Below are 25,228 nucleotides of genomic sequence, written 5' to 3'. Positions count from 1 at the left end.
TCACTCCTTCACGATCGTCTGGCGCAGACTGGGGCGGCGCGGCGCGGCCGACTCCTGCGACCAGGCGGCGAGCGCGGCCACCGTCGGCAGGTCGAAGATCTTGCGGATGGGTATCTCGATGCCCAGTTCGGCGCGGGCGCGGCTGATGAGCCGGGTGGCGAGCAGGGAGTGCCCGCCCAGTTCGAAGAAGCCGTCGTCGGTGCCGACCCGGTCCGCGCCGAGGACCTCGGCGAACAGGGCGGCCAGGGTTTCCTCGCGGGGGGTGGCCGGTGCCCGGTAGGCGGTCGTGGTGAACTGCGGTTCGGGCAGCGCGGCCCGGTCCAGTTTGCCGTTGGGGGCCAGCGGCAGCCGCTCCAGCACCATGAACGCGCAGGGCACCATGAACTCCGGCAGCCGCTCGGACATAAAGCGGTGCAGGACCGCGCTGTCGAGGCTCTCCCGGTCCTGCGGGCTGTCAGCGCTGTGCGGGGGGCGGTCGGCGGCGGGGACGACGTAGGCGATGAGTTGGCGGCCGCCGCCGGGGGCCTCGCGGGCGATGACGGCCGTCTGCGTGACGCCGGGGTGCGCGCCGAGCACGGCCTCGACCTCGCCGGGCTCGACGCGGAAGCCGCGCACCTTGACCTGGGTGTCCGCGCGGCCGGCGTACTCCAGGCGGCCCCGTTCGTCGACGCGGGCCAGGTCGCCGGTGCGGTACATGCGTGAGCCGGCCCGGCCGAAGGGGTCGGCGACGAAGCGTTCGGCGCTGGCCGCGGCCCGCTGGTGGTAGCCGCGGGCCACGCTGCCGCCGACGTACAGTTCGCCGACCGTGCCGGGCGGCACCGGGGCCAGGCCCGCGTCCAGGACGTAGACGCGCATGTTGCCCAGCGGGGCGCCGATGGGGGTGGTGCCGGCCCGTTCGCGGATGTCGCCGGTGACGGTGAAGGCGGTGGCGTAGAACGACTCGCTCTGTCCGTAGGCGTTGACGATGCGTACGCCGGGCAAGGCGTCCTGGGTCCGGGCGACGAGGGAGGCGGGCAGGGCCTCGCCGGCGAAGACGACCGTCTCCACGCGGGTGCGGCCGGCGATCTGGTCGACGAGTTCGGCGAAGGCGGAGGGGACGGTGGAGACGATCTCGCCGCTCCAGCCCTGGCGTTCGCCCAGGACCAGGACGTCGCGGACCATGTCGACGACGCCGCCGGCGGCGAGCGCGGTGAAGATCTCGAACACCGAGACGTCGAAGTTGACGGAGGTGCCCGCCAGCAGCCGCTTGCCCGGTTCCATGCCCACCCGGGAGGCCAGTTGCAGCACGCCGTTGACGACGGTGGCGTGGGTGATGGCGACGCCCTTGGGCTTGCCGGTGGAGCCGGAGGTGTACATGACGTAGGCGAGCTGTCCGGGCAGGGGCGGCCGGTGCGATCCGGTGCCGGCGCCGGCGCTGGAGAGGTCGAGGGTGTCGAGCAGGATGTCCGGGGCGTGGTGGGCGGGCAGCACGCCGGTGGTGGCGGAGTGGGTCAGGACGAGGTGCGGGCGGGCTTCGTCGAAGATGGCCCGCAGGCGGTGGCTGGGGTACTTGGGGTCGAGCGGCAGGTAGGCGCCGCCCGCCTTGAGGACCGCGAGCAGGGCGACCACCAGGTCCGCCGAGCGCGGCAGGGACACCGCGACCAGCGACTCCGCCCGCACGCCGCGGGCGGTGAGTTCGCCGGCCAGCCGTTCGGCGCGTTCGTCGAGTTCGCGGTAGGTGAGCGAGGCGCCGTCGGCGGCCACGGCTGTCGCGTCGGGGGTGCGGGCCGTCTGCGCCTGGACGAGGGCGGCGACGCTCGCGGGTTCGACGGGCACGGCGGTGTCGTTGAACTCCGAGAGCAGCCAGTGGCGTTCGGCCGGGTCCAGGACGTCGACCTGTGCGGCCCTCAGGTGGGGGGTGGCCGCGAGGCGGCGCAGCACGCGCACCAGGCGGGCCGCGAACGTCTCCACGGTGGCCCGGTCGAAGGCGCCGCGGGCGTACTGCAGGGTGAGCTGCAGGTGCGGGTCGGCGGCCGCCATCAGGGTCAGCGGGTAGTTGGTGCCGGTGCACGGGCGCAGGCCGGTGAAGGCGATGCCGTCGGCGGCCTCGGTGGCGGCGCTCAGGCCGTCCTGGTCGACGGGGTAGGACTCGAAGACCACCAGGGTGTCGAAGAGCGAGGGCAGTCCGGTGGCCTGCTGGATCTGGGTGAGTCCGTAGTAGTGGTGGTCCAGCAGGCGGGCCTGGCGGTCCTGGAGCCGGGTGAGGATCTCGGCGAGGGTGTCGCCGGGCGCGTACGCGACGCGTACGGGGAGAGTGTTGATGAACATGCCGACCATCGACTCGACGCCGGTGACCGCGGGCGGGCGTCCGGAGACGGTGGCGCCGAACACCACGTCCTGGCGGCCGGTGAGCCGGCCCAGCAACAGTCCCCAGGCGCCCTGGACCAGGGTGTTGATGGTGATGCCCAGCTCGCTCGCGTGCCGGGTCAGGGCGCGTGCCTCCTCGGCGGGCAGGGCGACGTCGACCTGGTCGAGGCCGTCCTCGACGGCCCGTTCGGCGCCGGGGGCGAGCAGGGTGGGTTCCTGGACGCCGTCGAGTTCGGCCGCCCAGGCCCGCGCGGTCTCCTCCTCGTCCTGCGCGGCGCGCCAGGTCAGGAATTCGCCGAAGTCGCGGGTGGCGGGCAGTGCGCCGGCGTCTCCGCCGGAGGCGTACAGCAGCAGCAGGTCCCGCATGAGCAGGGGGGTGGACCAGCCGTCGAGCAGGACGTGGTGGGCGGTCAGGACGAGTTCGGCGTGGCCGGGTTCGAGGACGACGAGCGCCATCCGGATCAGCGGCGGGGTGTCGACGTCGAAGTGGGTGTCGCGGTCGGTGGCGAGGAACTCCTCGAAGATCTGGGTGCGTTCGTGTTCGCCGAGCGCGCTCAGGTCGTGGTACTGCCAGGGCAGGGTGACGTCGCGCGGGATGACCTGGACGGCTTCGCCGTCGGCCCGGTCGGCGAACGCGGCGCGCAGGTTGGCGTGCCGGCTCAGCAGTGCCTGTGCGGCGCGGTGCATGCGGTCGGGGTCGACGTCGCCGGACAGGTGGAAGTCCAGCTGCATGTGGTAGGCGTCGAAGGCGGAGCCGGCCAGCAGGGTGTGGAAGAGCATCCCGGACTGGACGGGGGTGGTCGGCCAGGCGGTGGTGAGGCGGCCCAGGCGGGCCTCCCAGGTGTCGATCTCGTCCTGGCGCAGGGCGAGCAGGGGGGCGTCGCTCGGGGTGAGGCCGCCGGCGCCGGGGGTGGCGGCGTGCCGGGCCAGGGCGGTGAGCGCCTCGACCCACAGGGCGGCGAGTTCGCCGACCTCCTCGCGGGTCAGGACGCCGGTGGCGAAGCCGAACCAGGCGCTCAGTTCGTCGCCGGCGCCCGAGTCGGCGGCCACCGCGTTGATCTCCAGTGCGGACAGCACCGGCATGTCCGCGTCGGGGGCGGCGATCAGGTCGCGGCGGGTGGTGTCCGGGGCCCAGCCCAGGCCGCGCAGCTTCTCGGGGAGGTCCGCGCCGGAGGAGCGGCCCAGGTAGTTGAAGCCGATCTGCGGCTGGGGCCGGCCGGCCAGCACGGGGGCGGTCTGCGGGTTGAGGTGGCGCAGCAGGCCGTAGCCGATGCCGTGGTCGGGCACTGCCCGCAGCTGTTCCTTGACGGCCTTGACGGCCCGTCCGGCGGCCGGCCCGGCGGCGAACGCGTCGGCCACGTCGATGCCCGTCACGTCCAGGCGCACCGGGTACATGGCGGTGAACCAGCCCAGGGTGGAGGACAGGTCGGCGCCGGGCACCACGTGTTCTTCGCGGCCGTGTCCCTCCAGCCGTACCAGGGCGAAGGAGGCGGGCCGGCCGCGGGCGGCCCGCCAGCGGGCCAGCGCCAGCGCCAGCGCGGCGAGCAGGGTGTCGTCGGCGCCGCCGCCGAACAGTGCGGGCACCGTGGTGAGCAGGGCCCGGGTGACGTCGGCGGGAACCTGGACGCGGACGGTGTCGACGGTGGCGGCGACGTCCCGCGCGGGGTCCACGGGGCGGGCGCCGAGCGGGGGTTCCTCCTCGCGCAGGATCTCCTGCCAGCGGGGCAGTTCGGCGGTGCGGTGTTCGGTGAGGGCCTCCTCGGCCAGGGCGTGCGCCCACCGGCGTGCGGAGGTGCCCGCGGGGGCGGGCGCGGGGGCGCCGGCGTCGCGGGCCCGCTGCCAGGCGGCGACCAGGTCGGGCAGCAGGATCCGCCACGACACCCCGTCGACGACCAGGTGGTGCAGCACGATCAGCAGCCGGTCCGGCTGTGTGTCGCAGGTCAGCCGCACGAACTGGGCCATGGTCCCGGCGTCCGGGTCGAGGCGGCCGGCCGCCGCGTCGAGTTCGGCCTGCAGGCGGTCGCTGTCGTAGGGGGCCTCGCGCAGCAGCGGGCCGGCGTCGCTGTGGCCGGCGGGCTGTGTCCACAGGCCGGGGGTGGTGCGGTCCAGGCGGGAGCGCAGCACGTCGTGCCGGTCCAGGACGGTTTGGAGGGTGGCCAGCAGGGTGGGCCGGTCGATGGTGTCGGGCAGGGTCAGCAGGGCCGACATGCAGAACCGGCCGATATTTCCGCCGAGGGCGAGGACGTGGGCGGCGGTGGGGGTCAGCGGTGCCCAGCCGGCGCCGCCGCCGGGCAGTTCGGGCAGGCTCACGCGTTGCTGTCCGGCGCGGGCGTCGGCCCGTTCGGCGAGCCGGGCGACGGTGCGGTGTTCGAAGACCTCGCGGGTGCTGACGAGGACGCCGCGGGCCTTGGCCCGGGCGACGACCTGGATGGAGCGGATGCTGTCGCCGCCGCCGGTGAAGAAGTCGTCGTCGATGCCGGTGCGAGTGTTGTCCAGGACGTCCGCGAACACCTCGGCCAGGACCTGCTCGGTCGCGGTGCGCGGGGCCCGGTAGGCGGTCGTGGTGAACTGCGGCTCGGGCAGGGCGGCCCGGTCGAGTTTTCCGCTCGCGGTCAGCGGCAGCCGCTCCAGGACCACGAACAGGGCGGGCACCATGTAGTCGGGCAGCCGTTCGGCGGCGAAGTGGCGCAGTTCGGCGACCGGTAGGCCGCTGCCGTGGCCGGCCGTGCCGTCGGCGCCGGTGGCGGGGGCGACGTAGCCGACGAGGCGGGTGGTGCCGGTGTGGTCCTCGCGGACGGTGACCGCGGCCTGGCCGACGGCCGGGTGGCGGGCGAGGACGCTCTCGATCTCGGTCGGTTCGACGCGGATGCCGTTGATCTTCGCCTGGGTGTCGGCGCGTCCGGCGTACACCAGCCGGCCCTCGTCGTCGCGGCGGGCCAGGTCGCCGGTGCGGTACATGCGGGTGCCGGGCGGCCCGAAGGGGTCGGCGACGAAGCGCTGGGCGCTGGCCGCGCCGTTGCGGTGGTAGCCGCGGGCGAGCAGGCCGCCGACGTAGAGTTCGCCAATCACGCCGGGCGGGAGCGGGGCGAGTTCGGGTCCCAGCACGTAGGCGCGCAGGTTGGCCAGGGGCTGTCCGACGGGTATCGCGCCCTCGGGCGGTGTGTCGTCGGGCAGGGTGTGGGCGGTGGCGTAGAAGCTCTCGGTCTGTCCGTAGGCGTTGACGACGCGGACGCCGGGCAGGGTGTGGCGGACCCGGGCGGCGAGGTCGGCGGGGAGCGCCTCGCCGGCGAAGACGACGGTGCGCACGTCCAGCGGCGGTGTGCCGGCGGTGCCGGGGGCGGGGGTGATCTGGTCGAGGAGGGCGGCGAACACGGTGGGCACGGCGCTGATGGTGGTGCCCGACCAGGGGCCGCGTTCGGCGAGTTCGAGGACGTCGCGCACGAGGTCGACGCTGGCTCCGGTGGTGAGCGCGGTGAAGATCTCGAAGACGGAGACGTCGAAGTTTATGGAGGTCGCGGCGAGCATCCGCGAGCCGGGCTCGACCTGGGTGATGCGGCGCAGGTCCTGGAGGCCGTTGGTGACGCCGGCGTGGGTGACGGCGACGCCCTTGGGGGTGCCGGTGGAGCCGGAGGTGAACATCACGTAGGCGAGGTGGTCCGGGCGCACGCCGCTCTCGGCGAGGTCGCGGGCGGGCCCGTCCGGGCTCAGGCCGTCCGGGTGCGGGTCGTCCGGGTGCAGGTCGTCCAGGTGCAGGAGCGGCGGCCGGCAGGCGGCCAGGGCCGGTGCGGTGCGGTGGTCGGTCAGGACCAGGGCGGGTTCGGCCGCGGTGAGCAGCAGGTCGATCCGGGCGGCCGGGTAGGCGGGGTCGATGGGCAGGTAGGCGCCGCCGGCCTTGATCACTCCGAGGAGGGCGACGACCAGGTCCGCGGTGCGCGGCAGGGCGACGGCGACCAGGACGTCGGGGCCCACCCCGTGGGCGCGCAGGACGGCGGCGAGCCGGCCGGCGCAGGCGTCCAGTTCCCGGTAGGTGAGGGTGGTCTCGCCGCAGGTCACGGCGGTGGCGTGCGGGGTGCGGGCGCTCTGGGCGGCGAGGAGCTGGTCGAGGGTGGCCTCCGGCTGCGGCGCGGCGGTCTCGTTCAGCCGGGCCAGCCGCGCGCGTTCGGTGTCGGTGAGCACGTCGATGCGGCCCAGGCGGGTGGCGGGGTCGGCGACGACCTGGCGCAGGACGCGGACGTAGCGTTCGACGAGGCCGCGGGCGGTGCGGTGGTCGAAGAGCTCGGTGGCGTACTCCAGGCGTCCGTAGGCGCCGCCGGAGGGGGTGGGGACGATGTTGAAGAACAGGTCGAACTTCGCGGTGTCGGTGCCCGCCGGGACGGGGGTGAGGTGCAGGCCGGGCATCTCGATCTGCGACCACTCGAACTGCCAGGCCAGCATGGTCTGGAACAGCGGCTGGTAGGCGGTGGTGCGGTCGGGGCTGAGGAGTTCCACCAGGCGTTCGAAGGGGACGTCCTGGTTGTCGTAGGCGGCCAGGGCCCGTTCGCGGACCTGTTCCAGCAGGTCGCCGAAGGCGGGGTTGTGCGACAGGTCGACGCGCAGCACCCAGGTGTTGGCGAAGAACCCGATCAGGTCGTCGAGCTGTTCGTCGGCGCGGCCTTCGATGGGGCTGCCGATGGTGAGGTCGTTGCCGGCGCCGAGGTGGTGCAGGAGCACGGCGAGGGCGGCCTGCGCGACCATCGGGGCGGTCGCGCCGTGCTGGGAGGCGAGTTTCCCGATCCCGGCGAGGAGGTCGGCGTCGAGGGCGAAGTCGGCGTGGCCGCCGTGGTGGCCGGCGACGGCCGGCCGGGGCCGGTCCAGCGGCAGCTGCACCGGCTGCGGCACGCCGGCCAGTTCCCGGCGCCAGTAGTCCAGTTGTCCGGCGGCGACGCTGTCGGGGTCCTCCTCGTCGCCGAGGACCTCGCGCTGCCACAGGGTGTAGTCCTTGTACTGCACCGCAAGCGGCGCCCACCGGGGGGCTTCGCCCTGGTGGCGGGCGGTGTAGGCGGTGATGAGGTCGCGCAGGAACGGTGCCATCGACGCGCCGTCGGCGGCGATGTGGTGGAAGACGAACACCAGCACGTGGTGGTGCGGGCCGACGCGCAGGACGGTGGTGCGCAGGGGCAGTTCGGTGTCCAGGTCGAAGCTCTCGCACGCCGCCCGCCTGATCGCGGCGTCCACGCCGTCGGCGCCGGTGTCGAGGATCCGCAGCGGCGGGTGTGCCTGCTGCGGGGGCAGGATGTGCTGGCGCGGGGTGCCGTCGGTGTCCTCGGCGACCAGGGTGCGCAGGCTTTCGTGCCGGGCGGTGACGTCCCCCGCTGCCGCGGCCAGGGCCGCCGTGTCCAGCGGCCCGTCCACGCGCAGTACGAAGGGGATGTTGTAGGTCGCGGACGGGCCTTCCAAGCGGTGGAGGAACCACAGCCGTCGCTGGGCGAAGGACAACGGGATCATCGACGCACTCCTACACGTTCATCGGGCGCAGCTGGGGGCGGTTGGAGGTGGCGAGCTGGTCGATCCGGGCCGCCAGCTGGGCGACGGTGGGGCTGCGGAAGACGGTGGTGACCTTCACGTCGACGCCCAGTTCGTTGCGGATGCGGCCGGTCAGCCGGGTGGCCAGCAGCGAATGCCCGCCGTGGTCGAAGAAGTCGATGTCGATGCCGATCTCGTCGACGCCGAGGAGTTCGGCGAACAGCCGGCACAGGATTTCCTCGCGCTCATCGCGCGGTCCGCGCCCGGCGGCGGTGGCGCTCTGCTCGGGGGCGGGCAGTGCGTTGCGGTCGAGCTTGCCGGACGGGGTCAGGGGCAGCGCGGCCAGTTCCACGACCGCCGAGGGCACCATGTACTCCGGCAGGTGCGCGCGCAGGCGGCCGGTCAGGGCCTGCGTGTCCAGGGCGGCCGCCTGCGCGGCGGGCACCACGTAGGCGACCAGGCGCTGGTCGCCGGGGGTGTCCTCGCGGACCACGACCACCGCGGTGTCGATCTGCGGCTGGGCGCGCAGTGTCTGCTCGATCTCGCCGAGTTCGATGCGGAAGCCGCGCACCTTGACCTGGAAGTCGGAGCGTCCCAGGTACTCGACCTGCCCGCCGTCGTCGAAGCGGGCCACGTCGCCGGTGCGGTACATGCGGGTGCCGGGGGCGCCGAAGGGGCAGGCGACGAACCGGGCGGCGCTCAGGCCGGGCTGTCCCAGGTAGCCGCGGGCCAGGCCGGTCCCGGCGAGGTAGAGCTCGCCCGCGACGCCGGGCGGGACCGGGCGCAGTGCCGCGTCCAGGACGTACACCTGGGTGTTCCATACCGGTGCGCCGATCGGTACCCGGTCGGTGCCGGGCACGTGCTGCCAGGCGGTGACCTCGACCGATGCCTCGGTGGGGCCGTAGAGGTTGTGCACGCCGCAGCCGGGCAGCACCTGGGCGGCGCGGTCGGCGAGCGCGGGCGGAAACGCCTCGCCGGCGACCTCGATCCAGCGCAGGCTGGTGCACTGCCGGGCGGTGGGTTCGGCGGTGAACGCCTCCAGCAGGGAGGGCACGAAGTCGGCGCCGGTGACGTGTTCGCGCTGGATGAGGGCGGCGAGGTAGGCGGGGTCGCGGCGGCCGTCCGGGCGGGCGACGACGACGGCGGCGCCTGTCTGCAGCGGGGCGAACAGTTCGGGCACCGACACGTCGAAGCTCGCCGTGGTGCTCAGCAGGACCCGGTCCTCGGTGCCGACGTCGAAGTGGTGAAGGCCCCAGGCGAGCCGGTTCATGATCGAGCGGTGGGAGACCTGGACGCCCTTGGGGCCGCCGGTGGAGCCGGAGGTGTAGATGACGTAGGCGGCGTTGTCCGGTGACAGGGCGCGCTGCGGGTCTCCCGCCGGGTGGGTGTGTGTGTCGGGCAGGTCCGGGTCGAGGACCAGCAGCGGGCGGGCGCTGTCCAGGATGTGCCGTACCCGGTCCGGGGGCAGGTCGGTGTCGATGGGCAGGTAGGCGGCGCCGGCCTTGACGACGGCGTAGATCGCCACCATCAGGTCCACCGAGCGCGGGATGCGCACGGCGACGAGCTGTTCGGGGCCGGCGCCCTGCTCTTGCAGCCAGTGCGCCAGCCGGTTGGCGCGTTCGTTGAACTGCGCGTAGGTCAGGCGCTGCTGTTCGCCGATCACCGCCGGCCGGTCGGGGGTGCGGCGTACCTGTGCCTCGAACGCGTCCGCCAGGGTGGTCGCGGCTACCGGGCGGGCGGTGTCGTTGACCTCCCGCAGCAGGTGGTGGCGTTCGTGCGCGGACAGGACGTCCAGGGCGCCGACGGGGGTGGCCGGGTCGTCGAGGATCTGTTCCAGGACCCGTACCAGGCGGGCGGCGATGGCCTGGGCGCCGTCGCGGTCGTAGAGGTTGTTCTGGTAGTCGAGGGACAGGCGCAGGTAGGGGTCGGAGGCGTTGAGGGTGAGCGGGTAGTGCGAGCCGGCGAACGGGCGGATGCCGTCGATGGTGAAGCCCGCGGAGGCGTTCGCCTCGACGATGCCCGCGCGGTCGATCGGGTAGTTCTCGAACACGACGATGGTGTCGAACAGGGCGGGCAGGCCGACGCCGCGCTGGATGTCGGCCAGGCCGTAGTAGTGGTGGTCGAGCAGGGAGATCTGCCGGTTCTGCAGGTCGGTGATGACCTCGCCGGCGCTCTGCGCGGGAGCGCAGCGCACCCGGGTGGGCAGGGTGTTGATGAACAGGCCGACCATCTCGTCGGAGCCGGCCAGGTCCGCGGGGCGGCCGTTGACGGCGGCGCCGAAGACCACGTCGTGCCGGCCGGTCAGCTTGGACAGCAGGATCGCCCAGGCGCCCTGCAGGAGGGTGTTGAGGGTGACGCCGAGTTCGGCGGCGCGCCGGGCGAGTTCGCGTCCCTGGTCGATGGTGAGCGGCACCTCGATGCGGCCCAGGGCGGACGCCTCGCCGGTGAGGGGGGTGTCGGGGGCGATGAGGGTGGGCTGGTCGAATCCGGCGAGTTCGTCCTTCCACCGCTGCGCGGACGCCTGCCGGTCCTGGCGTGCCAGCCAGGCCAGGTAGTCGCCGTAGCCGCGTACCGGGGGCAGGTCGGGTGCCTGGGCGTAGAGCCGGATCAGGTCCTTGATGACCAGGGGTGAGGACCAGCCGTCGAAGAGGGTGTGGTGGGCGGTCAGGACGAGTTTGGTGTGCTGCGGGCCGCAGGTGAGCAGGGCCAGGCGCAGCAGCGGGGGCCGGGTGGGGTCGAGCTGGTCGGCGCGGTCGGCGGCGAGGGCGTCGTTGAGGGCGGCGTCCTGTTCTTCGGGGCTGTGGCCAGCCAGGTCCAGGTGCCGCCAGGGCAGGGCGACGTGGTCGGCGACGATCTGGACCGGGTCGCCGCCGTCGGCGGTCAGGAACGCGGAGCGCAGGTTGGGGTGGCGCTGCAGCAGTGCCTGTCCGGCGGCGCGCATGCGGTCGGGGTCGACGTGTCCGGACAGGTGCAGCACGAACTGCATGTGGTAGACGTCGAAGGTGCCCTCGGCGAGGGCGGCCTGGAACTGGATGCCGGACTGGCCCGGGGCCTGCGGCCACACCTGCCGCAGCCGGCCGTAGCGCTGCTGCCAGGTGTCGAGTTCGTCCTGGCGGACGGTGACGAGGGGGGCGTCGCTGGGGGTGAGGCCGCCGGCGTCGGGGCGGGCGGCGTGCCGGGCCATGCCGTGCAGGACGCGTACCCACAGGTCGGCGAGTTCGGCGGTGCGCTCGCGGGTGAGGACGGTGGTGGGGAACATGAACGCGGCCTGCAGCCGGGTGCCGTCGGGGCTGTCGGTGGCGACGGAGTTGACCTCCAGCGCGGACAGGGCGGGCAGGTCCCCGTCGGGTGCCGGGATCAGCTCGGCGGACCAGGGTGTCGGTCCCCAGCCGTGGGCGCGCAGCTGCTCGGGCACGTCGGTGTCGGAGATGCGGCCCAGGTAGTTGAAGCCGACCTGCGGCACCGGGAGTTCGGCGAGCTGGTCGGCGCTTTCGGGGTTGAGGTGGCGCAGCAGTGCGTAGCCCAGGCCCTTGTCGGGGATGGCGCGCAGCTGTTCCTTGACGCGTTGGATCGCCCGGCCGGCCGCCGGGCCGCCCGCCAGGATGTCGGCCAGGTCCAGTGCTCCGGCGTCGACGCGGGCCGGGTACATGCTGGTGAACCAGCCGACGGTGCGTGAGAGGTCGGCGCCTTCGATGGCGTCCTCCTGGCGGCCGTGGCCCTCCAGGCGCACCAGCAGTGAGCTGCCGGCGCCGCGCCAGTGCTCCACCGCGACGGCGAGCGCGGCGAGCAGGACGTCGGCGGCGGTGGCGCGGAACGCGGCGGGCAGCCGGGTCAGGACCGCCTCGGTGACCGGGGCGGGCAGCTGCACGCGCACGGTGTCGAGGGTGGACATCACATCCACTGCGGGGTCGAAGGTGCGGGTGCCCAGCGGCGGGTTGGGGGCTTCGAGCACGTCGCGCCAGTACGCCGTCTCCGCTTCCCGGTGTGCGGTGAGTGCTTCGTCGGCGAGTGCGGCCGCCCAGCGGCGGGCCGAGGTGCCGACGGGGGCGAGCTGGGGGGTGCGGTGGTGGCGCACCTGCTGCCAGGCCTCGGCGAGGTCCGACATCAGGATGCGCCAGGAGACGCCGTCGACGACCAGGTGGTGCAGGACCACCAGCAGCCGGCCCTCGCCCGAGGGGGCGGCGAACCAGACGAAGGCGGCCATGGTCCCGGCGCGCGGGTCGAGGCGGCCCACCGCCTCGTCGAGGTGGGCGCGGGCGGCCTCAAGTGCGGCCGGGTCCTGCCAGTGGCCGTCGCAGTCGACGCGGTGGATCAGGCCGGCCGCGCGGACACTGCCCGCGGCGGGCACGGTGAGAACGTCCCCCTCCTCGCCGGGGACGAGGCGGGCGCGCAGCAGGTCGTGCCGGTCGAGGACGGCGTCCAGGGTGGCGGCCAGGCCGGCCGCGTCGATGTGGTCGGGCAGCTGGAGCACCATCGACATGGCGAAGCGGTCCAGGCCGCCGCCGTGGGCGAAGACGTGCCGTGCGACCGGCGGCAGCGGGAGGGTTCCCAGGCCGCCGTCGGCGTCCTCGGCGAGGACGGGCACCCGGCCGCGGCGGGCGGCGGCGGCCTCGGCCAGCCGGGCCGCGGTGCGGCATTCGAAGATCTCCCGGGTGGTGAGGTCCAGGCCGCGGGCGCGGGCGCGGGCCACCACCTGGATCGAGCGCAGGCTGTCGCCGCCGACGGCGAAGAAGTCGTCGTCGACGCCGACCTGTTCCACGCCCAGGACGTCGGCGTAGGCGGCGGTGATGACCGCCTCGGCCTCGGTGCGCGGGGCGCGGTAGGTCTCGCCGGAGAACTCCGGCTCGGGCAGTGCCGCGCGGTCCAGTTTGCCGGAGGGGCCCAGCGGCAGCCGGCCCAGCGCCACGAACGCGGAGGGGACCATGTAGTCGGGCAGCCGTTCGGCGACGAACGCGCGCAGTTCGGCGGCCGAGGCGCCGGACTGCACGTCGACGTCGCCGATGCCGCCGGCGCCGTCGTCGCCGACGGCGCCCTCACCGGTGTGCACCACGTAGGCGACCAGCCGGCGGCCGCCGGCGGGCACCTCGCGGCTGATGACCACGGCCTCGCTGATGCCGGGGTGCGCCGTGATCGCCGCCTCGACCTCGGCGGTCTCGATGCGGAAGCCGCGTACCTTGACCTGGCCGTCGCCGCGCCCGACGCACTCCAGGTCGCCGTCGGCGTTCCAGCGGGCCAGGTCGCCGGTGCGGTACATCCGCTCGCCCGCGGGGCCGTAGGGGTTGGCGACGTAGCGTTCGGCGGTCAGGGCCGGCCGGCCCTGGTAGCCGCGGCCCAGGCAGGCGCCGACCACGTACAGTTCGCCGATCACGCCCTGCGCGACCGGGGCCAGGCCCGGGCCCAGCACGTAGGCACGCATGGTGCCCAGCGGGGTGCCGATGGGCACCGTGTCGGTGTCGGCCCACTCCCGGGACGCGGCGGGGCTGAAGGTGGTGGCGTAGAAACTCTCGCTCTGTCCGTAGGAGTTGACGATCTGGGCGGCGGGCAGCGCCTCGCGTACCTGGCGCACCAGGCGGGCGGGCAGGACGTCGCCGGCGAAGACCACCGCGCGGACGTCGGTGGTCTTGTCCAGGTGGCCGACCAGTTCGGCGAGCACGGAGGGGACGGCGCTGATGACGTGGCCGTCCCAGCCGTCGCGGTCGGCCAGTGCCAGCGCGCTGGGCACCATTTCGGCCGAGCCGCCGGTGGACAGGGTGCTGAGCAGTTCGAAGACGGAGACGTCGAAGTTGACGGAGGTGCCCGCCAGCATCCGCCAGCCGGGCGGGGCGTCCAGGACGCGCACGAGTTCGCGGACCCCGCTCACGACGTTGGCGTGGGTGACGGCCGCGCCCTTGGGGGTGCCGGTGGAGCCGGAGGTGTACATCACGTAGGCGAGGTGGTCTCCGTGGAGCGGCGTGGTGCGGTCGCTGTCGCCGGGCGCGCCCGGGGCGGGCTGCCAGTGGGCGCGCTGGTCGAGGTCGACGGCGGTGATGCCGCTCTGCGGCAGCTCGCGCCAGGTCGCGGTGTCGGTGACGGCGAAGCGCGGCGCGGCCTCGGCCAGCACGCCGGGGGCGCGTCCGCGCAGGTACTGCGGGTCCAGCGGCAGGTAGGCGGCGCCGGACTTGAGGATGCCGAGCAGGCCCGCCACGAGGTCCTCGGTGCGCGGCAGGGCCAGCACCACCAGGTCCTCGGGGCCGGCGCCGTGGCGGATCAGTTCCCAGGCGACGGCGTTGGCGCGTTCGTCGAGTTCCCGGTAGGTCAGGGTGCGGTCCTCGCACACCACCGCCGGGGCGTGCGGGGTGCGGGCGGCCTGGGTCTCGAACAGCTGCGGGATCGTCTGGGCGGGCACCTGGGCGGCGTCGTCGAAGCGGTGCAGCAGCAGGGCGCGTTCGGCCGGCTCCAGGACGTCGATGGCGCCGACGGGGCGTCCGGCGTCGGCGACGAGGCGTTCCAGCACGCGCACGAAGCGCTGCGCGAGGCGTTCGGCTGTGGAGCGGTCGAACAGGTCGGTGGCGTACTCCAGGCGTACGCCCGCGCCGCCGCGGCCGTCGGGGATCATGTTGAAGAACAGGTCGAACTTGGCGGTCGCGGTCTCCAGGGTCTGCGACTGGACGGCCAGGCCCTCGAAGTCCAGCTCCCCCAGGGGTTCCTGCCAGGCGAGCATCACCTGGAAGAAGGGGTGGTAGGCGGTGGAGCGGTCGGGGTTGAGGAGTTCCACCAGCCGCTCGAAGGGCATGTCCTGGTGGTCGTAGGCGGCCAGCGCCCGTTCGCGCACCCGTCCCAGCAGTTCGCGGAAGGTGGGGTTGTGCGCGAGGTCGACGCGCAGCACCCAGGTGTTGACGAAGAACCCGACGAGGTCGCGCAGTTCCTCGTCGGTGCGGCCGGCGATCGGCGTGCCCAGCGGGATGTCGTCGCCGCATCCGAGGTGGTGCAGCAGCACCGCGAGCGCCGACTGCATGACCATCGAGACGGTGGTGTCCTGCTCCGCGGCCAGTTTCTCCACGCCCTCCAGCAGGTCGGGGGCGAGGGGGAAGCGGACCAGCGCGCCGCGCGAGCTCATCACGCGCGGGCGCGGACGGTCGGTGGGCAGGGCGAGCGGCTGCGCCAGGTCGGCGAGCGCCTCGCGCCAGTACGCCAGTTGCCGGGCGGCCAGGCTGCCGGGGTCGCTCTCGTCGCCCAGGACGTCCTGCTGCCACAGCGTGTAGTCCGCGTACTGCACCGGCAGCGGCTCCCAGGCCGGGACGGCGCCGTGCCGGCGCGCGGAGTAGGCCGTGCTCACGTCGCGCAGCAGCGGTCCCAGGGACTCGCCGTCCAGGGCGATGTGGTGCACCACCAGGACCAGGGTGTGCTCGCCCGGCGCGCACCGCAGCAGGCGGGCGCGCAGGGGGATGTCGGCGGCGAGGTCGAAGGTGCGCCTGGCCTCCTCGTCGACGGCCGCCTCCCGCTGCTGGGGGGTGACGTCGACGACCGGCAGGTCGAAGGGGGGTGCGGGCAGCACCTGCTGGTGCGGGACGCCGTCGCCGTCCTCGACGATCACCGTGCGCAGGACCTCGTGCCGGCCGATGACGTCGCGCAGCGCCGAGCGCAGCGCGTCCACGTCCAGCTCGCCGGTCAGCCGCAGGGCGAACGCGCCGTTGTAGGTCGGCGAGGGGCCTTCGAACCGGTCCACGAACCACAGCCGGCGCTGCGCGAACGACAACGGGATCATGCCATCTCCAAATTCGGCGGAACCAGGGAGCGGGTCGTCTCTCAGCTCTGGTCGAGCAGGGTCAGCAGTTCGTCGTTGTAGAAGTCGTCGATGGAGCACGCCCCCGACAGCGTCGAGAAGTAGCGGTCGATCAGCTCCTGGTGGCCGACGAGTTTGCGCAGCATCTCGGCGCGTCCCTCGGGCTTGAGCTCGGCCACGTTCAGCGCGCCCTGGTAGTGGTTGAGGGCCTCGTCGCCCAGGTCGCTCTCGTAGCGGCGCAGCGCCGACTTCAGGGCGGCATCGTCGTGCAGGCGCGGGCCGATGTGGTCGGTGAGCGACTGGGCCTGCACGAACGCCTCGGTGATACCGCGGGCGGTGATGGAGTCCTTGTGGGTGACCGCGTCGCCGACCAGCGCCCAGCCGGGGCCGTAGGCCTTGCGGAAGTAGTTCTCCTGGTGCCCGGTGCCGTACAGCTGCTCCACCCGTTCGCCCGCCTGCATCCGCTCGTACAGTTCGGGCGCGGTGGTGCGGAAGGCGTCGAGGTAGGCGGGCTCGACGGCCTTGCGGACCTGGCCGAAGTCCTCCTGCGGGAAGTAGGCCATGAGCAGCGTGAGGTCGTCGTTGGTGGGCAGCACACCGATCCAGCGGCCGGGCCGCTCGTACAGTTCGAAGTGCGCGGGCACACCCGCCCAGTAGCTGTAGTAGGTGCAGGTCATCCGGGGGTGCTCGATGACGTTGGGGGCGCCGGTCTTGCGGGCCACCAGCGAGCGCATGCCGTCCGCGCCGACGACCAGGCGGGCGCGCTCGCTCGTCTCGGTGCCGCCGGGCGTGGTGCAGCGCACGCCGGCCACCCGCCCGTCCTCGAAGATCAGGTCGTTGACCGCGCAGGAGTCGCGGAACTCCACGCCGGCCGCGACCGCGCCGTCGGCGAGGATCGGGTCCAGGACGTAGCGCCGGGGCGCGTACGTGGTGCGCAGGCCGTCGATCGGCAGGGAGAAGCCGTCGATGCGCACGCCCGGGCCCGAGTAGCTCTGGCGGGTGATGGGCCGGCAGCCCGCGTCACGCAGCCGCTCCAGCAGCCCCCACCGGTTGAGCAGGGCCACGCCCTGCTGGTGGATGTAGTGCGAGGACAGCGTGTCCTGCGGGAACCGCGCTTTCTCCAGGAGCAGAACGCGATAACCCTGCCGCGCGAAGAGCATGGCCGTCGGCGATCCCGCACAACGGGCACCTATGACAATCACGTCGTACATGGCGCCTCTCTAACCCAGATAGTTTTTTGACCCGACGCCGCCGTAACCGGAGAACAGGCGTGGTAGATAAGCGCAATTCGGCGCAGCGGGTGAATTGGCCGCTGCCGGGCGCGCATTCGATGCTAGTGGATCCCAACGGGCGGCAGAAACCTCACCGTTGGACGGAACCGCACGTCGGCGCCGTGCCGCGTCCCGCCGGCGAGACACGGCACGGCACCGTCCGGGCCGCTCGTCACGGGGCCGCCGCGCCCAGGGATTCGATGTACGCGGAGATCGACGCCACCGTCGGGTTGAGGAACATCTGGTCCATCGGGACTTCGGCGCCGAGTTCCTCGATAAAGGCGTCCTGAATCTTGACCATGATCACGGAATGGCCGCCCAGGGCGAAAAAGTCGTCGTCGACGGATATGTCGTCGCGCTGGAATTCGCGGCGCCATATGGCGTGCACGCTGTCGGCGATCATCACAGTCCTCTCGGTTGTCATCCTGGTCCGCCGGCCGTCCGTCCGCCGGTCAGTGCCTCACTGCGCTGTCGGCGAGCTGCTCGCGCAGTGAGGCGGCCAGCGCCTGCCGGTCGACCTTTCCGTGCGGGCTGAGCGGGATACGGGCGATGGTCACGAAGCGGGCCGGGACCATGTTGCGCGGCAGGGTCCGCAGCAGGCCGGCGCGTACGTCGTCCTCGGCGACGCCGTCCTCGCCGGGGACGAGGAACGCGGTCAGCTCCACCTCGCCGGAGTCGGTGGGGGTGACCACCACGGCGGCTTCCACGATGCCCTCCAGGCGGCCGAGCGCGCGCTCGATGTCGGTGGGATCGATGCGCATGCCGCGCACCTTGACCTGCGCGTCCATCCGGCCGGCGACGACGAGGTCGCCGTGCTCGTCGACGTAGCCGCGATCGCCCGTGCGGTAGATCCGCAGCGGTGTGCCGTCGGCGTCGATCGTGGTGAACTTCCGCGATTCGGGGCCGCTGCCGTTGAGGTATCCGGCGCCGACGCTGAGCCCGGCAATGCAGATCTCGCCGTACTCCCCCGCCGCGACCGGCAGCAGCCGCTCGTCGAGGAGGTGGATGTCGGTGTTGTAGGCCGGCCGGCCGACCGGGGCGATGTCCTGCTCGCCGGGCCGGTGCCCGGCCAGGTCGTAGGAGGTGGCGACGTCCGTGCACTCGGCGACGCCGTACTGGTGCAGCAGGGTGCACCGGTTGCCCTCGCGCCGCGCCCAGCCGGTGAGCCGTTCACTCTTGAGCGGCTCCCCGCCGAACAGCACGTAGTCCAGCCTGCTCAGCGCGTCGCCGCCGCGCGCGTTCTCCCAGTCCACCAGCACGTACAGGGTGCTGGAGGCGCAGTGCACGGTGCGGATGTCGTGCTCGCTCAGCAGGCGGTAGGCGAGCATGGCGTCGAAGTTGCGGCTGGCCATCAAATACTGGGTGGCGCCGCAGAACAGCGGTGTCATCAGGGCGCGCTGGGAGAGGTCGAATCCGAACGCGCTGACGACCAGGTTCGCGGACCCGGCGTCGAGGCCGTATTCGAGCCGCAGCCAGTTCATCAGGTTGAACCAGCCCTCGTGCCGTACCGCGGTCAGCTTCGGGGTGCCGGTCGAGCCGGAGGTGAACACCGCGTAGCACACGTCGTCGCCGGTGACGCGGATGCCGGGCGCGCTCGCCGGGAAGCCGTCCAGCACACCGGACAGCTGCTCGAGGTCGACGGTCTCGGCGGCCGACGACTCGACCATCGCGGCCGTCGCCGGGGACGCCACGATCAGCGCGAGGTCGGGCACCTGGCCCAGCAGCAGCTGGAGCCGGGCCGCGGGATAGGCCGGGTCGAAGGGGACGTAGGCCGCGCCGGCCTTCAGCGTGCCCAGGATGGCGACCAGCAGGTCCACGGAGTAGTCCAGACAGACGCCGACCTTCGCGCCCCGGCCGTGCCCGCGCGCGGCCAGGAAGTGCGCGAACCGGTTCGCCCGCACGTCGAGTTCCGCGTACGTCACCTGCCGGCCGGCCCAGTGCACGGCGACGGCGTCGGGGGTGGCCGCGGCGTGCTCCTCGAACCGTGTGTGGACGACGGGCGCCGGGGGCAGGGCGACCCGCTTTCCCTGAAGGATCATCAGCTGACTCCGATGTGAGAGGTGTCCGGCCGCACGGGCCGCCGGCGCACCACGGGGAAGACGGGCAGGCGGGCGCCACGGGGGCGGGCCGGGGCCTGTTCGGGCGGGCCGGGGCCTGGGCTTGGGCGGGCCTGTGCTCGGGCGGATCTGGGCTCGGGCGGGCCTGGCGGGCCAAGGTCTTGGGGCGACCTCGGGCCTGGGCCTGGGCCCGGGCTTGGGGCGTGCGCCGTGAGGGGCTGTCGCGGAGACAGGCGTGGGGGGCCGTGCCGTGAACGGCCGTGGGGGGGGCCGTAGGGCGCTGTCGCGGTGCGTGCGTGCGTATGTGCGTGTGTGTGTGGGGGGGGTGCCGGTGGGTCGTGGTGTCAGGCGGTGCGCCGCTCAGCGGTCTCGAGCAGCTGGGCCACCCACTTGTCGACGGGCAGACCATGCGCGGCGGCGGCTTTGGAGTAGCACTCCAGCTGGCCCGCCGACAGTTCGATGGTGAGCGTGGTGACCTTCTGCCGGCGCTTGTCGGCGGCCGCCGACTCCGCCAGCCGGGACACCTCCCGCGGCCCGCCGCCACTGCCGGCGCCCTCGGCGCTCTCGTGGTGTTCGGCGCTCTCGTGGTGCTCGGGGCTCTCGCTCTGCACGGCCAGGCTGGCGCGCACCGCACGGCGCAGTTCGTTGCGCGACCACTTCTGCTGCTCGGCCTTGCGCAGCCAGTAGTCCTGCTCCGGCGGCGACAGGCGGGTGACCTCGGCGTGGTGGGCGAAGCTGAGGCTGTCCCGCCTGCGGTGGTGCTCGAACCGGCGGGCCACCCACGCGTAGTTGCGCAGCGTCTGGTAGTCGAGGCCGGTGCGCTCGACCGCCTCCTTGTAGCGGCGCCAGCCATAGGTGCTCTCGCCGTAGAGGAGCCAGTCGGCCAGCCACCACGCGGAGGAGTTGACGAGTTCGCGCAGGTTCGTCCCGATCCGCTCCCAGGACCGCTCCGACAGGTTCTGCGGGAAGATCATCCCCGACTTCTGCACCTGGGCCTGCGATCCCACGAAGGACAGGACCACATCGCGTTGCGCGGGCCCGCCGCCCTTGCCCGCCAGGGCCGCCTTGTCACCGCCGGCGGTTCTCACAGCGCCGCTCACAACCTTCATCTCCCCACGTCAGAGTGTGTCGTCCCGGGTGCGCCGGTCACTGGGGCCCGCTGCCCGGGCGGCGGTCACCGTCCTCGTGCTTCACCCCGCCCCGGACCGGCGCGCTCGGCGCGGGTGCCGTCCGGGGACCGGGGATGTCTTCACCGGCGGTCCGGCGGGCCGCGCCACGCCGGACCGCCGGAAAAAGGAGGGGGCGGCGTTCAGTCGGCCGCCATGGCCTCGCGCAGGCTCCGGGGGCGCAGGTCGCTCCAGTTGTGCTCGACGTACTCCAGGCACTCGGCCCTGGCCGCCTCACCGAAGACCACCCGCCAGCCCGCGGGCAGCTCGGCGAACACCGGCCACAGGGAGTGCTGCTCCTCGTCGTTGACCACGACGAAGAAGCGGCCGTCCTCGTCATCGAAGGGGTTCGTGCTCAACTGGCACCATCCTTAACCGTCATGGGTGACTCGGGATGCGCAACGGCCGGACCGGGCGCAAGAGGGCACCGGGCGCAGAGGCCGGCAGCCGGTGTTGTCCGGTCGACAGGACACCCGGGGCTCCGGCCGGCGGGACACCCGGCACCGGCAGCGACCCCGGCGTTGCCACGTCACCGTAAGGACTGGACCGCCGGAGCTTCAAGGGCCGCAGGCGCACCGGTCCCCCGGGCGCCCGGCGCGGACCCGCACCCGGCCCGGGTCCTCTGTACCCCCCTGCACCGCTGTGCCACGATGCCGGTCTGCGGCCCGCGCCGACGGGCCTGACAGCGGCCCCGGCCAGGGGCCGGCCCGCATCCGGACACACGCCGCCACCTCCCCTTCCTTCCTCGGCGGCCCGGAACGCGGACGGCAGGGCCGGGCCCGCCCGCAACGGGCCCGCCCCACGCCCCTCCCCCGCTCCCCCCTTCTTCTGCCTGCCGCTTCCTCTCTTCTTCCTGCCGCTTCTTCCGGCTTCTGCATTCCTGCTTCTTCTTCCTGCTTCCTTCCTGCCGCGTCCTTGCCGGCGTGCGCCCGCCGTGGGCACCGAATCCCGGCGCCGCCACCCGGACGGGTGAGCCGCCCCCTTCGCGTCCGGGGGCCCGCGAGCGGGCCGCTGTAGCGTGAGCCGGGCAGAGCCCCGCCGTCGGACGAGGGCGAGCGTCACCCCCCGGCGGCGCCATGAGACGCCGGGCGGCCCGACCCGAGGGAGAGCGATGGACAGCACCCGACCCGCCCTGCGCCTGTTCGTCCTGCACCACGCGGGCGGCTCGCACCTGCTGTACCGCAACTGGCCGGCGCTGCTGCCGGACACCTGGGACGTACGGCTGCTCGACGCCCCGGGCCACGGTCTCCTGCTCGACCTGCCGCAGATCCCCGACGCCGGCCGTCTCGCCGACTGGCTGCTGCACTCCATCGAGCCCGAACTGACCTGCCCCTACGCCTTCTTCGGGCACAGCATGGGCGCCCTGGTGGCATACGAGATGACCCGGCGGATCGTGGCGCGGGGCCTGCCGCTGCCGGTGTGGGCGGGCCTGTCCGCGCGGACGGCACCGCAGCTGGCGGGGCAGGGCAACCACTACCACGAGCTGTCCGACGCCGAGCTGAGCACCCGGCTCAGGCTGCTCGGCGGCACACCCGACGGGATCTTCGACGACCCCGAACTGTGGGCCCTGTTCAACCCGATCATCCGGGCCGACCTGCGCCTGGTGGAGACCTGGCGGCCCGCTGTCGACACCGCTCCCCTGCCCGTGGCGCTGTCGGCGTACGCGGGCGGCGCGGACCATTCCGCCTCACCCGCGCGGATGGCCGGCTGGCAGGAGTACTCCGAACACTTCCTGGGCCTGCGGGCCTTCGAGGGCGGTCACTTCTACTTCCAGGACGATCCCGCGCCGCTGCTGCGGCAGATCGAACGGGACGCGGCCACCGCGCTCGACACGGCGCGCGCGACGCGCTCCGGCTGAAGCCCGCCCACGGCCGGGCGGTCACCGCACACCGCGCCCGTACCCCCTGCCTCCACGCCCTGCCCTGACGCGCCCTGCCTTGCCCTGCTCTGCCGTGCCTGAGCGAGCCGGGCCGTGCCTGCGCGCTGTCCGTCGTCGCCCTGCCGTCACGCGTCCCGGTTACGCGTCCCGGTCGCGGGCTGCGGGCTGCGGGCTGCGGGCTGCGGGCTGCGCTGACCGTCGACTCCCCTGTTCCGTAACGGACTTCCCGCCGGGGCTGGCCGTCCATGCCGCCTCCCCGCCCGCCCGTCGTGTGCCGGTCTGCCGGTCTGCCGGTCTGCCGGTCTGCCGGCTCACCCTCGTCGTGCCGTGCCGTGCCGGCTGCCGGTACCGGAGCATGACATTCAGCCACGGGCCGTCGCGGGGTGCCGGCGCGGCGGGCGTGCGACTGCTGTCCGCCGTGGCCTCGCGCGCGGCGCGCGGGGCCTGCTTCCCGCCGTGGCCGGCGGTGTATCCCCCCGTCCGGGAGGCGGTGTCCGCCCGGGCCCGCGGCGGCGGCGAGTTGACCCGCGCCCGCCCCGCGTGACCCCCCGCGACCTGCACGGAGAGGGAATGGCACGTGACGTGCTCGCCGTCAACTCGACCTCCCTACAAGGCTGTTGGCGTGCCCGGCGAAGCGACGACGGCGGCCTTGGCGCTGCCGATCCGCGCCGCTGTCTGAGCTATCCGCGGCCGACACGGGTGACCTACTCTCTGGCCACACCGCACAAGTACGTCATCAGCCAAGTGCGGACGACTCTCAGGAGAGCGGGGACATGACCACAGCAGCGACGAGGAGCACGGCGAGGAGACCGAGGGCCGGCGTGGTCGGTCTGGCGGTGGCCCTGATCACGGCCGCCGCCTTAACGGGTCCCGCCCGGGCGGCGCAGGACACGGCTCCCACGGCGGCCGGCCACCAGGCGACGCAGCGCGCGATCGACGCGGCCGTCGCGGCCGGTGTCCCGGGGGTGAGCGCGGAGGCACGCGACGCGGACGGAACCTGGAAGTCCGCATCGGGCGTGGGGAATCTGGAGACGGGCGCGGCGCGCGGCGCGAACGACCGGTTCCGCGTCGGCGGCATCACCGACACCTTCGTGGCGACCGTGCTGTTGCAGATGGAGGCGGAGAAGAAGCTCAGCCTCGACGACACCGTCGAGCGGTATCTGCCCGGCCTGGTCACGGGCAACGGCAACGACGGCAGCAAGATCACCGTGCGGCAGCTGCTCAACCACACCAGCGGCCTGTTCGACTACTTCGCCGACCCGGACTTCGGGCGGACGTACCTGATGGGCGACGGCTATCTGCAGCACCGTTACGACACCCTGACGCCGCAGACGCGGGTGGGGGTGGCGCTCGCGCACGCGCCGCTGTTCGCGCCCGGTGCCCGGCACTGGTTCTCCAACACCAACGACGTCCTGGCCGCGCTGGTCGTGGAGAAGGCCGGGGGGCGGTCGTACGAGGACGAGGTGCGCCGGCGGATCATCGAGCCGCTGGGGCTGAAGGCGACGTCCCACCCTGGCACGGGGGTGCGTCTGCCGCGGCCCAGCAGCCGCGCCTACTCCCGGCTGTTCTTCGAGCAGCCGCAGCGGGTCGACGACGTGACCGAGGTGAACGGGTCGCAGAACTGGGGCAACGGCGACATCATCTCCAGCGCGGGTGACCTCAACCGGTTCTACGGGGCGCTGATGCGCGGGAAGCTGCTGGCGCCGCGGCAGTTGAAGGAGATGAAGTCGACCGTCGACAATCCCGATTTCCCGGGTTCGTCGTACGGGCTGGGCATCGAGCAGCTGACGCTGGGCTGCGGTGTCACCCTGTGGTACCACGACGGGGGCGCGGTGGGGTGGCTGACGCTGGCCGCGTTCACCGACGACGGCCGCCATCAGCTGACGTTCAACTACAACAGCAACTGGGGTGCGGAGACGCTGCTGCCGGTGCTGGACGCCGAGTTCTGCGCGGCGGGCACGCCGTCCGCGAAGCGCTGAGAAACAAAAAAGGGGCGCTCTGCGGCGGGGTTCAGGCTGTCGCGGGCGCGGGGCCGGCGTCGTCGGGCACGATCACGGTGCCGGCGCCGTCGTCGGTGAAGATCTGCTCGAGCAGGGCGTGTTCGACCCGGCCGTCGAGGATGCGGGCGGTGCGCACTCCGTGGGTGACGGCGTGCAGGCAGCCCTCCATCTTGGGGATCATCCCGGAGGCCAAGGCGGGCAGCATGGCGGTGAGTTCGGGGGCGCTCAGGCGCGGGATGACCTCGCCGCTGTGCGGCCAGTCGGCGTACAGGCCCTCGACGTCGGTCAGGATCAGCAGGGACTCGGCGCCGAGGGCGGCGGCGAGGGCCGCGGCGGCGGTGTCGGCATTGACGTTGAACACCCCGCCGCCGGCGGCGTCCTTGGCGTCCTCGGGGCGGGCGATGGAGGAGACGACGGGGATGCGTCCGTCGTCCAGCAGGGTCCGCACAAGGGTCGCGTCGACATGGGTGACCTCGCCGACGCGGCCGATGTCGACGGGCTTGCCGTTGCGGAGCGCGTAGCGTCTGGCGGCCGTCATCAGGCGGGCGTCCTCGCCGGTCATGCCGACCGCGTGCGGGCCGTGTTCGTTGAGCAGGCCGACGAGTTCGCGCTGGACCTGCCCGGCGAGGACCATGCGGACGACGTCCATGGTCTCGTCGGTGGTCACGCGCAGGCCGTCCTCGAACCGGGCGGGCAGGCCCAGGCGTTGCAGCTGTGCGCTGATCTGCGGGCCGCCACCGTGCACCACGACGGGGCGCACGCCGGCGTGGCGCAGGAACAGGACGTCTTTGGCGAAGGACGCCTTGAGGTCGTCGTCGACCATGGCGTTGCCGCCGAACTTGATGACGACGGTCTTGCCGTGGTGGCGTGCCATCCAGGGCAGCGCCTCGATGAGGGTGTGGGTGCGGGGCGGGGCCGTGCGCCGGGGGGCGGCGTCCGGTGGGGGGTGCGGGGCGGGCGGGGCGGCGGGTGATGCGCTCATGAGGCGTTCTCGCTGTTCTCGTGGACGTATGCGGCGCTCGGGTCGTCGGCCCGGATAACAGTGGTGCCGGTGCCGGCCGCGGCGCGGCGCGGCCCGTGGCCGACGACGGCCGGGCCGAGGTCGCCGTCGGGTCTGATTCCTGCGGCGATGGCCGCCGCCGTGAAGCCTCGTGCTGCGGTGACACTCACGGGGGAACTCCGATCGTGGAAATACCGCTGGGGCCGCGGCCTGCCGGCGGGATGTCCTTCCCGGCGGGAAGGACA

The 25,228-nt window shown here is 73.3% G+C and carries 10 protein-coding genes and 1 pseudogene; 2 read left to right on the top strand and 9 right to left on the bottom strand.

Annotation, left to right across the window (positions count from 1 at the left end; translation table 11 throughout):
• The 7 genes from ACWCQK_RS33630 to ACWCQK_RS33600 all read right to left on the bottom strand — a co-directional run bounded on the left by ACWCQK_RS33630 (position 1) and on the right by ACWCQK_RS33600 (position 20,463).
• Positions 1–7,830, bottom strand: a complete 7,830-nt coding sequence (locus ACWCQK_RS33630; protein ID WP_451161574.1) for an amino acid adenylation domain-containing protein — start codon at positions 7,828–7,830, stop codon at positions 1–3.
• A gap of 10 nt (positions 7,831–7,840) precedes the next feature.
• Positions 7,841–15,592 carry an amino acid adenylation domain-containing protein gene (locus ACWCQK_RS33625; RefSeq protein ID WP_451161572.1) on the bottom strand — a complete coding sequence of 2,584 codons (7,752 nt, stop codon included), beginning with the start codon at positions 15,590–15,592 and terminating at the stop codon, positions 7,841–7,843.
• 41 nt (positions 15,593–15,633) lie between these two features.
• Positions 15,634–16,821, bottom strand: coding sequence for an NAD(P)/FAD-dependent oxidoreductase (locus tag ACWCQK_RS33620; protein WP_451161570.1), 1,188 nt, complete (start codon positions 16,819–16,821; stop codon positions 15,634–15,636).
• Between the two features lie 232 nt (positions 16,822–17,053).
• Positions 17,054–17,284 carry a phosphopantetheine-binding protein gene (locus ACWCQK_RS33615; protein ID WP_451161568.1) on the bottom strand — a complete coding sequence of 77 codons (231 nt, stop codon included), beginning with the start codon at positions 17,282–17,284 and terminating at the stop codon, positions 17,054–17,056.
• Between the two features lie 49 nt (positions 17,285–17,333).
• Positions 17,334–18,920 carry an amino acid adenylation domain-containing protein gene (locus ACWCQK_RS33610; protein ID WP_451161566.1) on the bottom strand — a complete coding sequence of 529 codons (1,587 nt, stop codon included), beginning with the start codon at positions 18,918–18,920 and terminating at the stop codon, positions 17,334–17,336.
• A gap of 362 nt (positions 18,921–19,282) precedes the next feature.
• Positions 19,283–20,038, bottom strand: a complete 756-nt coding sequence (locus ACWCQK_RS33605; RefSeq protein WP_451161564.1) for an LmbU family transcriptional regulator — start codon at positions 20,036–20,038, stop codon at positions 19,283–19,285.
• A gap of 209 nt (positions 20,039–20,247) precedes the next feature.
• On the bottom strand, positions 20,248–20,463 hold the full coding sequence (locus ACWCQK_RS33600; protein WP_451161562.1) for an MbtH family protein: 216 nt from the start codon (positions 20,461–20,463) through the stop codon (positions 20,248–20,250).
• Between the two features lie 752 nt (positions 20,464–21,215).
• Here ACWCQK_RS33600 and ACWCQK_RS33595 point away from each other — a divergent pair.
• Both ACWCQK_RS33595 and ACWCQK_RS33590 read left to right on the top strand, forming a co-directional pair.
• A complete protein-coding gene (locus ACWCQK_RS33595) occupies positions 21,216–21,962 on the top strand; it encodes a thioesterase II family protein (RefSeq protein WP_451161560.1) in 747 nt (248 codons plus the stop codon).
• A gap of 794 nt (positions 21,963–22,756) precedes the next feature.
• A complete protein-coding gene (locus ACWCQK_RS33590) occupies positions 22,757–23,962 on the top strand; it encodes a serine hydrolase domain-containing protein (RefSeq protein ID WP_451161558.1) in 1,206 nt (401 codons plus the stop codon).
• A gap of 31 nt (positions 23,963–23,993) precedes the next feature.
• On the opposite strand, the gene argB is transcribed toward ACWCQK_RS33590, so the two are convergent.
• Positions 23,994–24,965, bottom strand: coding sequence for an acetylglutamate kinase (argB, locus tag ACWCQK_RS33585; RefSeq protein ID WP_451161556.1), 972 nt, complete (start codon positions 24,963–24,965; stop codon positions 23,994–23,996).
• Positions 24,966–25,024: 59 nt separating this feature from the next.
• Positions 25,025–25,153: pseudogene (locus tag ACWCQK_RS33580) on the bottom strand (bifunctional glutamate N-acetyltransferase/amino-acid acetyltransferase ArgJ); the annotation flags it as partial.
• Positions 25,154–25,228: the final 75 nt, after the last annotated feature.

This window comes from Streptomyces sp. NPDC002306, from assembly GCF_053593435.1.
The sequence above is the reverse complement of the archived record's forward strand: the minus strand, read 5'-3'. Positions and strand labels throughout refer to the sequence as shown.